This is a genomic window from Bacteroidota bacterium (genome assembly GCA_018692315.1).
GTDB lineage: Bacteria > Bacteroidota > Bacteroidia > Bacteroidales > JABHKC01 > JABHKC01.
In genome coordinates this window covers 1-9,255 of sequence record JABHKC010000130.1, presented here as the reverse complement: position 1 = coordinate 9,255, position 9,255 = coordinate 1, and the positions used below count along the sequence as shown (strand labels likewise).

General features: G+C 32.6%; 9 protein-coding genes. 3 read left to right on the top strand and 6 right to left on the bottom strand.

The window, feature by feature from the left end:
* Positions 1–292: 292 nt before the first annotated feature.
* The 5 genes from HN894_09990 to HN894_09970 all read right to left on the bottom strand — a co-directional run bounded on the left by HN894_09990 (position 293) and on the right by HN894_09970 (position 5,957).
* Positions 293–2,686: a T9SS type A sorting domain-containing protein gene (locus HN894_09990; protein ID MBT7143659.1), complete on the bottom strand. Its 2,394-nt coding sequence runs from the start codon at positions 2,684–2,686 to the stop codon at positions 293–295.
* A 36-nt stretch (positions 2,687–2,722) separates the two neighbouring features.
* A complete protein-coding gene (locus HN894_09985) occupies positions 2,723–3,574 on the bottom strand; it encodes a PD-(D/E)XK nuclease family transposase (protein ID MBT7143658.1) in 852 nt (283 codons plus the stop codon).
* Positions 3,575–3,646: 72 nt separating this feature from the next.
* Positions 3,647–4,342: a response regulator transcription factor gene (locus tag HN894_09980; GenBank protein ID MBT7143657.1), complete on the bottom strand. Its 696-nt coding sequence runs from the start codon at positions 4,340–4,342 to the stop codon at positions 3,647–3,649.
* Between the two features lie 69 nt (positions 4,343–4,411).
* On the bottom strand, positions 4,412–4,945 hold the full coding sequence (locus tag HN894_09975; protein MBT7143656.1) for a peptidylprolyl isomerase: 534 nt from the start codon (positions 4,943–4,945) through the stop codon (positions 4,412–4,414).
* Positions 4,938–5,957, bottom strand: coding sequence for a bifunctional oligoribonuclease/PAP phosphatase NrnA (locus HN894_09970; protein MBT7143655.1), 1,020 nt, complete (start codon positions 5,955–5,957; stop codon positions 4,938–4,940). The genes HN894_09975 and HN894_09970 overlap by 8 nt, the downstream gene beginning before the upstream one ends.
* A gap of 96 nt (positions 5,958–6,053) precedes the next feature.
* On the opposite strand from HN894_09970, the gene ndk reads away from it, so the two are divergent.
* The 3 genes from ndk (at position 6,054) to HN894_09955 (ending at position 8,337) form a co-directional block, all read left to right on the top strand.
* On the top strand, positions 6,054–6,473 hold the full coding sequence (ndk, locus tag HN894_09965; GenBank protein MBT7143654.1) for a nucleoside-diphosphate kinase: 420 nt from the start codon (positions 6,054–6,056) through the stop codon (positions 6,471–6,473).
* Positions 6,474–6,506: 33 nt separating this feature from the next.
* Entirely contained in the window at positions 6,507–7,757 is a 1,251-nt protein-coding gene (locus HN894_09960; protein ID MBT7143653.1) for a peptidase C1, read from the top strand.
* A 172-nt stretch (positions 7,758–7,929) separates the two neighbouring features.
* Complete coding sequence (locus HN894_09955) at positions 7,930–8,337, top strand: hypothetical protein (GenBank protein MBT7143652.1); 408 nt, start codon at positions 7,930–7,932, stop codon at positions 8,335–8,337.
* 115 nt (positions 8,338–8,452) lie between these two features.
* Here the strand turns inward: HN894_09955 and HN894_09950 are convergent, their stop codons facing one another.
* Positions 8,453–8,902 carry a DUF4468 domain-containing protein gene (locus HN894_09950; GenBank protein ID MBT7143651.1) on the bottom strand — a complete coding sequence of 150 codons (450 nt, stop codon included), beginning with the start codon at positions 8,900–8,902 and terminating at the stop codon, positions 8,453–8,455.
* Between the last annotated feature and the right edge of the window lie 353 nt (positions 8,903–9,255).

Here is a 9,255-nt window from a genome sequence, read left to right as displayed (position 1 = left end):
TGCCGTTTCTAATTCCATTTTTTTTAAGAATTGTACTGCTGCAATAAAAGCATTTTTTTTATTCATAACCTTTGATTTGATGCAAAGCTATGCAAATAAAAGGCTATAGAAGTTTCTAGCCTCCTTTTTGTCTATTACGCCGAAAATGTATATTGTTTAATATCAATGGTTTAAGATTTCCATATTTGACTTAATTTTCTTTATTAACATAAAATGAAGTATTTCAAATGATTACAATTATTTATTTCGATGCAAAACATCGGTGAGTTATAGCCAACTTATGAAAATGAAACTAATTAACCCATCTTTGTACAACGATTTTTCTTTCAGCGATTTTCATATTGTTTTCTTTTAAAGAAACAATATAAATCCCTTCCGGAAATTTGTTGCTGTTCCAATTCACAGAATTTTGGTACTGATATACTTTTTTAGAAAAAACACGTTTTCCATCAATTGATGAAATTTCAATTTTCCCTTGCTCTTTTATGTCAAATTCAAAAACAAATCTGTTGTTCGATGGATTGGGATAGACTTTTAATTCTGCTCTATCTTTGTTTATGGAAGGTTTCGACAACAAACCTGCTCCGTAGCGTAGAGCAAGAGTATATTCTCCAACTTGCAAACTGTCAACTACCAGATCGCCATAATATGAAACTCCTGTTCTTTCGAAGGCAATTTCGCTCCACTCAGTTGCGGTATTCGGGCGATAGAGGATAATTAAAGAGTCGATATTTGCAGTATCCAACAAATCGAAATCCATATATTGATTGGCTCGTTTATCGAAAGAAAATTTTGCTTTTGCCAGAAAATTTGCAGGTAAAATCCCATCAATTTTCCAATATCTAAAATCTGATAAAGTGTATGCTTCATCAACTATTTTTAGAGGATCGGGCGAAACCCAATTGTGCTCGACTCGCAAAAATGCCGAATCAGAAATTTGCTCTACATCTAAAACAAAATAGGTTGAATTGTCGAAATAATGAACTCCTGTATTTTGTATGGTTTTATATTCATCGGTGGTTGCATCTGAGAGCTTTTCTTCTGCATCAGCCAAAACTATTTTTGGCTCAAAAGGGATTGTAAAAGATTGGCTCCCAAGCTCTCCAGAAAATTCAAGAATTTCAGTTTGGATTTGCCAATTTTCGTCCATAAAAGTTATTTCAAGGCGGTTGAAGTTTGCAAAATTTGGAGCATGTTTTAATTTTTGGCGAACAAAAACTTCAACTTCAAAGTCAGTTCCTGCGTTTTCCACAGAAAATGAATCGATAGAAAAATGCACAAAGCCAGGCGATAATATCCAGGCATCAAAAAATCCGGTCATATCAATTCCCGTGAATGAACTTAGTTGGTTTTTATATTTTTCAGTCGTAACAGGTTGAAAAGAATAAGTTTGAAGGAAATTTTTTGTAGCATCAAAAAATAAATCATCGCCAAGATATCCTCGCAGTGAATGAACAGCGTTTGCACCTTTGTCATAAACTGTACTACCGTAGGTGTAGGCGTGTGGGATTCCATAAATTGCTCGATAACCATCGTCGGTTATATGTGTTTTTTTCAAAACATTGTGATGATTTTCTCTTGTATAGTCTTTATATGCTTGATAACCATAAACATATTCTTTGAAAATAGATTCGCAGAAGGAAGCCCAACCCTCATTTATCCACATATCTTCTTGAGTGGCACAAGAAATTAGGTCTCCAAACCAATGATGCGAAAGTTCGTGTGCCATTGTATTTTCGCAAGACAAACTGCCGTTGAAACAGCCGGTTGGGAAAGCTACATTTGTTGGATGTTCCATTGCTCCAACCGGAGTGCTGACATAACCCACTCGTTCCCAGATATATGCCCCAAAATCTTCTTCGAATCCTGCCAATGCTTGCCCAAGATTTATGAATGAATTTATTGCATTTATACTATCACTTGGGCGAACATACAATGCCGATGGTATTTCTCCATTGATTAGGTTGAAAGTGTCGCGTACTGCAACAAAATTTGAAACTGCTACTGAGGCGAGATATGTCGGGATTTTATCTCTTAAATTCCAATGGAAAGTTTGCAATGTGCTGTCGTTGTTGAATTGTTGAGAAACTAATGTGCCATTACAAACAGCCGTGTGTTGCGGGCTTACAGAAATATGAAAATCGTAAGTAGCACGGTCAATAAAATCGTCGATGCACGGAAACCAAGCTCTCCCAAAATTGTGTGGGTCTTCGCCAAAACCAACTCCCAAATTGTAGGCAACACCAGACTGAAAATCGAAACCACCCCAGCCGGTTGGGTCAAGTTGAGGGCTCCCACTGTAAAAAATCTTAAGTAAATTAGTGTCAACAGGATTTATTGCTGAAGGAAGTACAATTTCGATAACAGAATCATTATATGTGTAATTTGTATAATTTGAATTATTGAGCTGCATCGAATCTATAGTCAATTGCAATAAGTCGAGCAATATTTTGCTTACATTATTTTCTCTCGGAATTAGTTTTATCTCAGTATTTCCTGAGATTGTTTTAGTGCTAAATTCTACAATTTTAAGATCTATTGTATAGTGCAAAACATCAATAGAATCACTATGTAAACTTTTATTAATACTAAACTTATGAGATTTATTGCATTTGTGATTTTGCGAATATCCGAAAAATGAAATAAGCAAAAAAAGGATTATAATTTGATTTTTTTTATGGATCATATTTTTATTTATTTAGTTTACTATGAAAACTCATTTTTATTGAAGTGCTTTAACTTCTTCGCTTGTCAGTCCTGATAATTCCATTATTAATGAAATTTCCATTCCTTTTGATAACATCCCTTTTGCAATTTCAATTTTTCCTTCAATTTTTCCTTCTTCACGAGCAGTATCAACAGAATTTTTAATATCTCTATAGGCATTTAAACTTTCTTGGTATCTATTAAACTCACTTCTGTCTAATCTTGCAATTTCTGCTATTTCAAACAGTTTTAAAAAGATGTTTTCTTTTAATTCAAGAGGTATTCTGTCTAATTTGTTTAAGTTCTTTAGTACAAAAAGCCACTTATCGAATTTTGTTTTGAGTTCGTTTTCTCTTTTGTTAAATTTAGGCATTTCTAAATAGACAAAAGTCAATTTATCGTAGAAGACTTTTTTTGTGTCGAGATCAGATAACTTCACATCGTAGCGAAATTTTTCGGGCTGGTCTTTGTCTTCGTCAAACACAAAATCTAATATTGCAATTGTGTAAACTTTTTTTAGTTCGAAATCCCAATCCTGTCCTACAATAGATTGTTCTTGAATAGGAAATGTGGAATAATATAGTGTCCTGTCTTTGAAGAACTTCTGTTTGGTTTTCTGGAGCTCTACAATAAATTTCTCTCCATTTTCATTAGTACAATACAAATCGAAAATAGCTTTTCTATCTCCTTTTGAAAATGGAAGTCTTTCGGTAGGTAAATAAGAAATCTCTTTTATTTCGCCTTCCATATCTTTTAGTAACTCATTAAGAAAGTCAAGCAATAAATCTTTATTTGGTTCTTCTCCGAAAAGTCTTTTAAAACCGTAATCGGTAAATGGATTTATATATTTTTCTCTAAATTCTTTCATTATATTTAATATTTATACAAAGTTACTGCTAATTTATTAAGTATAATATTTTAAAACTATCGATCGAAATTTTTACTCAACAAATTTATACCCAACTCCTTTGATAGTTTTAATATGATTGTTCCCAATTTTTTCCCGAAGTTTTCTAATATGGACATCTATAGTGCGATCGCCAACAATAACATCGTCTCCCCAAATTTTCAGAAATATTTCGTTTCTAGTTATTACAATTCCGGGATGTGTACTCATCAATAGCAATAGTTCATATTCTTTTCGAGGAAAGGAAACTTCTTTACCATCAACGGTTACAAGATGTTTTTCTTTGTTAATAATTAAATTTGAAATGTCAATGATATTTTCTCCTTCCTTAGAAGAATCTGTTTGTTTCCCATATCTTTTAAGCAGTGCTTTTATTCTACTTAGTAGGACTTTAGGTTTTATTGGTTTGGTTATATAATCGTCTGCTCCAGCCTCGAAACCAGCAATTTGAGAATAATCTTCACCTCTTGCTGTTAGAAATGCAATTATTGTATCCTGCATTTTAGGATTGAAGCGAATTTCTTCGCAAGTTTCTATCCCATCCATTTTTGGCATCATTATGTCCATCAGAATTAAATGCGGAACATCTTGATTTGCAAGGATTATTGCATCTCTTCCATTATTTGCTGTTGCAACAATATATCCCGCTTTCCTCAAATTGTAGCTAAGAAATTCTAAAATATCTTCCTCATCATCAACTAATAGAATTTTGTATTTTGTATGTTCCATTTAATTTCGATTTTTTTTTTGAAATTTAAAAAATTGCCGACAAATTGCTATTTGTGATTTTATATATTGTTAGTTTTCAAACAAGTTTAAAAGTTCAACATCATAAATAATTGTTGCTCGAAGTGGAATTTTGTCCGCATCGCCAAGCAAACCGTGAGCCAAATGGGGTGGAAGGATAAATCGAGCTTTGCCTCCAATTTTCATAAGTATAATTCCTTCTTGCAAGCCTTGTTCGGCAGTACTATGCCCTATTCTAAAATCTTCAGGTCCGAGCGAATCTGTGCTATAGCAAAAAGTTCCATCAAGCAAACTTACATGATAATTTACTCTTGCAATCATTCCATTTTCTGCTTTTTGTCCAGTGCCATTTTTATAAATCATATACCACAGACCCGATTCTGTTGTTTGCATATCCCAATTTCTCCGTTTAGCGTAACTTCCAATTATTTCGGCATCTTTTTCAACCAAATATTTATTTACATTCTCAAGCGGTTTTTTGTATTTCTTAATTTCTTTGTCTGATAGAGGTTTTTTATTCTCAGTACATGAAAAACCCAATAATAAGGAGAAAATTGTAATTAATAGAAGTTTTGATTTATTCATCGATTTCGAAAAAGTTTGGTAAAACGGAAATGAATTTTTCAATTGCCTCGTTCAAGGACAATTCAATTTCTCCGCCAGCAGCGTTTTTATGCCCGCCACCATTGAAATATTGCTTTGCTAATTCGTTGACAGCATATTCTCCTTTCGACCTAAAAGAAATTTTGATTATGTCATTTTTTTCTATAAAAAGAGCCGAAACAACAATTCCTTTTACCGACAAGGGGTAATTTACAAAACCTTCGGTATCGCCGGGTACGAAATCGAAATCTTCTAATTCTTGTTTCGAAATACTGATATATCCAACTTTGAATTCATGCAAAATATTCATTTTTTCGTACAGACAATATCCAAGTAATTTCCATCTGCTCAATGCATAATTGTCGTAAATATTTTTGAAAATATGATCTTTATTGATTTTCTTTTTTAATAGTTCAGCAGCAATTTCAAATGTTCGGGGATTAGACGAATTGTAGCTGAAATTTCCGGTATCGGTCAGAATTCCGGCATATAAACATTCAGCAATATTTTTATCAATTTCATTTATCGAATTTAAGCTAAGTATAAATTCGAAAACTAATTCAGCCGTAGAACTGACAGAAGTGTCTGATATAGTGAAGTTTGCAAAGTCGTCAGGATATGGATGATGGTCTATAAGAATTTTTGGAGCATCGTTTTGTAATATGCTTTTCTCAAGGTTTTTAATTCTGCTAAGGCTATTAAAATCACCGAAAACGAACAATTCAGCGTTTTGTATCAGTTTTTTTGCGTGTTTTTGATTTTTAGTAAAAATGAGAATATCATTGGCTCCGGGCATCCATTTAAGAAAATCGGGAAAATTATTAGGAGAAATCACTGTCGCAGATTTGCCTTTTGCAGTAAAAAAATGAAATAATCCTAAAACCGAACCAATAGCGTCTCCATCAGGATTTTGGTGTGGAATAATAACTATGTTTTTTTTGTTGATTATCAGAGAATTAATATCGTTGATAATATTTTGGGCTATTTTTTTCAAAATAAATTATTTAATTTGTATGTGTTTTACAGCTTTCAAATATATAATATCTTATGAAAAAATTGGAAGTAAATTAATAATTAAATAACAATTTGTATGAGAAATACAACATTTACGATGATTAAGCCATCGGCAATTGAGAAGGGATATATTGGCCCTATTTTAACTAAGATTGAAGAAGCAGGATTTGAAATTGTTGCTTTAAAAATGGTGAAACTCAGACGGCATCATGCTGAAGAGTTTTATGCAGAGCACGAAGGAAAACCATTTTTTGAGGGTTTGGTTGAATTTATGATTTCGGGGAGGATAGTTGCTGCTATTTTGGAAAAGGAAAATGCAGTTGCCGACTTCAGGAAATTGATAGGAAATACAGATCCGACAAAAGCCGATGAAGGTACTATTAGAAAATTGTATGCCAAATCGCTTCAGGAAAATGCAATTCATGGCTCCGATAGCGACGAAAGTGCCAATAGAGAAAGTGATTTTTTCTTTTCTAAACGAGAAAGGAATATTTAATCAAAACATTAAACTTTATAGTCAATCTATATTATGAAAAAATTCGCAATAATTCTTATATCATTATTACTGGTAAGCAGTTTTTCTTTTTCGCAAAAAAAGGACAAAAGCAAATTCTTAGTCATAGAAAAAGGCATAGGCTATTATTATGAGTCAATTCTAAAAGATGTAAGAGACGTTGATTCAAAACTCGAAAAAAAGGATGTTTACAAACGTTTTCAAATGGATCAGTCGGGGCTTAAAATGCCAAATAAAATGACAGATTATAAAACTGTATCATGGCACAATCCGACAATTTCGCAAGGAAATGCAGGTACTTGCTGGTGCTATTCAACCACTTCTTTCTACGAAAGCGAAGTATTTCGTTTGACTGGCAAAAAGGTGAAACTTTCGGAAATTTATATTGCATATTGGGAATATGTAGAGAAGGCACGCCGCTTTGTTCAAGAACGAGGAGATTCTCATTTTTCGCAAGGTTCTGAAGCTAATGCAGTTACACGAATGTTCAAAAAATATGGAGCAGTTCCATATAGCGAATACATGGGTTTGATAAATGGACGTAAATTTCATACCCACGAAAAAATGGTTAAAGAAATGAACGCTTATTTAAATTCATTGAAAGAGACAAATGCTTGGAACGAAGCTATTGTTTTAGAGACCATTAAAAATATTATGAACCATCATATTGGTATGCCTCCAACCAAGTTTTTTGTTGACGGAAAAAAAATTACACCCAAACAATATTTGCAAGAGTATTTGAAAATTAATCCGAATGATTATGTAGAAATTCTTTCGTACAAACAAGAACCATATTGGGAGCAGGTAGAATATAAAGTGCCCGACAATTGGTGGCACAGTCAAGAGTATTATAATGTACCTTTAGATATTTATATGGATGCATTAAAAAATGCAATCTTAAATGGATATACAATGAGTATTGGTGGTGATGTTTCGGAAGCAGGTTTTTTGCGTAGCACAAATTGTGCACTAATTCCAACTTTCGATATTCCATCGGAATTTATTGACGAAGATGCCCGCCAATTCAGATTTTCGAATAAAACAACCACTGACGATCACGGAATGCACCTAGTGGGACACACCACAAAAAATGGAAAAGATTGGTATTTGATAAAAGATTCCAGCTCTGGTTCGAGAAATAATGATGAAAATGCTCTGGAATTCGGATTTTACTTTTTTCAGGAAGACTATATAAAACTTAAAATGATGGGATTCACAGTTCATAAAGATGCTGTGAAAGATGTGTTGAAGAAGTTTAAGAAATAGTTTGTATCTTAAAGAATATCAAAACTTTAGCAAAGTTGCCCAATTCGCAATTTATTTGATGATAAATTAAAGTATCAGCCCTAACATTTTAGTTAGGGCTTTTTTTTATTCATTGAAATAATTTTAGTACGAAATAAATTTTTATTTTCGCTGAATAATAAAGTATGAAAAAATGAAGAGTTTTATTTTAGTTTTTATTAGTCTATTTTTGATTTTGTCGATTTCAAATTCCTGCAAAAAATGTATAACTTGTGAAATAGTTGGGGAGATTATTGATTCGACATTATTTTTCGATACTAATCAAGTTCAATACGAAGAATTTTGCGGTACTCCTTCAGAAATTTCAGCTTATGAGGCAGATATTTCCTATCTCGCAAATGGCAGGAAATGTGCAACTTTTTCGATTCTAAAACTTCCAGATAGCTCGGTTCTTTCAACATATACATATTGCGGCGATATGCATGATATTGATGTATATTATAAATATGTTGATTCTATTTTAGACTATTCTTTTGCTGGTGAGGATGCAATTATTGATACTTCATTGTTTTCTAATCCGGGGCATTGGACTTGTAATTAGCGGCCATTTTAAACTGTCGATATAAGTAAAGTCATTATTTGCTTGAGTTTTGCATCCACCCTTTCAATCTATTTTTCGGGAGATAATCGGGAAATATATGGCTAAACTTTGAAAGTTACCAGTCATCTTCATCACTCTTATTCATTTTATAAAGGAAATCAGCGATGAGAGCTTTTATTTGAGAGTCAAGGTAAGGAATATTTTTTTCTTCAAAACTAGGTTTTTTCTTTTTTTTCTCTTTTTTCTTTTCACTTTCAGGCTTAATCAAAAGATCCTCAATTGCTTTTTGTCTAATATCGTTTTGGCTTACTTTGAAAGTGAAAAGAAAATTCTCAACAGAATATTTCAATCTTCCTTCTTTACAAAAGATAATAAACTTGAAATTCAGTTGACCTTTAGCATAGAAACCATCATATACATAATGGTGTACGCTATCTAATAATAAATTTCCAGTGCCCACAATCTGGTCAGAACTTGTTCCGTTTAGTTCAACCATGTTGTCTCCTGATTTCAGAGTTGAAACAATCCATAATTTAGCCTTATGATAAAGCTGGTCTTTAGTCATTCCTTCAAACTTGACAATATCGGTGTATTTTACCTTTTGTGTTTCTGGATCAATTGGAAATTGCTTTAGCAATAAAAACTAAAAGCGTAAGTGTGATGGTTAAAATTAGCTTTTCCTTCATTAGATATGTGGTTTTATAGTCTCAAATGTATTTCAATATAATTATTAAAGTAAAAAAAGTTTATGAAAATTACGTACTAAATAATCAATTTTGGTGTAATAGACAAAAAGGAGGCTGTTTGACCTTGATATTTTTCAAGTGGACAAAAAGGAGGCTGTTTTTTTTAGCTAAAAAAACGATTTATGTAGCAGTGTTTTATCTTTGTATTATCAAGTTAAACGGAAGCAAGCTC

What these genes read in the sequence shown, in the direction of transcription:
- HN894_09990 (MBT7143659.1), bottom strand. Translation starts at nt 2,686, where the DNA reads ATGATCCATAAAAAAAATCAAATTATAATCCTTTTTTTGCTTATTTCA.
- ndk (MBT7143654.1), top strand. Translation starts at nt 6,054, where the DNA reads ATGAGAAATACAACATTTACGATGATTAAGCCATCGGCAATTGAGAAG.
- HN894_09950 (MBT7143651.1), bottom strand. Translation starts at nt 8,902, where the DNA reads ATGACTAAAGACCAGCTTTATCATAAGGCTAAATTATGGATTGTTTCA.
- HN894_09955 (MBT7143652.1), top strand. Translation starts at nt 7,930, where the DNA reads ATGAAGAGTTTTATTTTAGTTTTTATTAGTCTATTTTTGATTTTGTCG.
- HN894_09960 (MBT7143653.1), top strand. Translation starts at nt 6,507, where the DNA reads ATGAAAAAATTCGCAATAATTCTTATATCATTATTACTGGTAAGCAGT.
- HN894_09985 (MBT7143658.1), bottom strand. Translation starts at nt 3,574, where the DNA reads ATGAAAGAATTTAGAGAAAAATATATAAATCCATTTACCGATTACGGT.
- HN894_09980 (MBT7143657.1), bottom strand. Translation starts at nt 4,342, where the DNA reads ATGGAACATACAAAATACAAAATTCTATTAGTTGATGATGAGGAAGAT.
- HN894_09975 (MBT7143656.1), bottom strand. Translation starts at nt 4,945, where the DNA reads ATGAATAAATCAAAACTTCTATTAATTACAATTTTCTCCTTATTATTG.